Below are 1,439 nucleotides of genomic sequence, written 5' to 3'. Positions count from 1 at the left end.
GCCGGGACACCCTGCTCCGTCTCATCCGCGCACTGCCCGTCCCGTCGCCGGGCCTCGTCCCGCGTCTGGGAGTGGACGAGTTCGCCGTTCGCCGTAATCGCACCTACGCGACGGTCCTCGTGGACATGGACACCCACCGCCCGATCGACGTCCTGGCCGATCGCACCGCGAACACCTTCGCCACCTGGCTGCGCGACCACCCCGAAGTACGGACGATCTGCCGCGACCGCGCCGGATCCTTCCGCGACGGTGCCCGAACAGGCGCGCCGCAGGCCCAACAGGTCGCCGACGCCTGGCATTTGCTGCACAACCTCGCCGAGGCCGTCGAGCGCGTCGTCGGCCGCCACCGCGCCGACCTGCGCGAACCCCTCGCCCTCGGAGAAGAGCAGGATGACATGCCCCGTTCCGGGGCTGCCGGCTCGAACGAGCTGGACGTCCACGGCCGGCCGCGTCCCCTGGTCGCCCGCACGCGCGAGCGTCACCAGCAGATCCACGAACGCATCGAGCGCGGCTACAGCCTGCGTGCCATCGCCCGTGAACTTCACCTCAGCCGCGGCACCGTCCTGCGCTTCGCCCGAGCCGCCGATGTGGAGCAACTCCTCGTCGCGGCGACCCACCGCCCCAGCGTGATCGACGACTACCGGCGCTACTTGCACCACCGGTGGATGGAAGGCTGCACCAACGCCTCCGCACTCACCCGCGAGATCCGGCAACTGGGCTACCGCGGTGACGTCAACACCGTTCAGCGCCATCTGCGGCTCTACCGAACCGGAGCGATCCCGGTACAGGCCCCGCTGCCCCACCTGACCGTCCGCCGCGTCACCGACTGGATCATGCGCCGACCCGAGCGGCTCGACGACACCGAACGCAAGTGCCTCGACGAGCTGTGCGAACGCAACCCGGCTCTGGCCACGACCACCCAGTACGCCCGGCGTTTGGCCACCATGGTCCGCGAACGCCGCAGCGAGCACCTGGCCCTCGACGTCTGGCTCGCCGACGTCCGCCTCGACGGACAACCAGAACTCCGCACCCTGGCCGGCGGCATTCGACGCGACCACGCAGCCGTTCTCGCAGCCCTGAACACCCAGGGCTGTTGCAAAGTCCCGGTTAGGGCATGAGTCCGCAGGTCATAACGGGGTGAGAGGCGGGAGTCGATCCGTCACGTACGCATCGAAGCTCCGGTTGAAGGGGGTGACCTTCCCAAGTCGCCTCGCACCACCGGAGCTTCGATGTGCCGCCAGTCTGCCACCGTCTGCCTGATCAAGTCGCCCGCTCTGGACAGCGTGGCGGGATTGTCGCTGGTGGAGCGGTTGCGACTGCTGCCGGATCCGCGTCGGCGTCGAGGGGTGCGTCACCCGTTCGTGGCGGTGCTGCTGGTCGCTGCCTCTGCGGTGGTCGCCGGCGCACGCTCGTACGCGGCCATCGGCCAGTGGTCCGCG

General features: G+C 69.8%; 2 protein-coding genes. Both read left to right on the top strand.

The window, feature by feature from the left end; translation table 11 throughout:
* Nucleotides 1-1,118 (top strand): ISL3 family transposase (locus ACWGKU_RS41040; RefSeq protein ID WP_452191842.1); only part of this gene is annotated, 1,118 nt, incomplete at its 5' end.
* Between the two features lie 111 nt (nucleotides 1,119-1,229).
* Nucleotides 1,230-1,439: transposase family protein (locus tag ACWGKU_RS41035; RefSeq protein WP_452191841.1), on the top strand; the 210-nt coding region annotated here is incomplete at its 3' end.

The organism is Kitasatospora sp. NPDC054768, assembly GCF_053612025.1.
The sequence above is the reverse complement of the archived record's forward strand: the minus strand, read 5'-3'. Positions and strand labels throughout refer to the sequence as shown.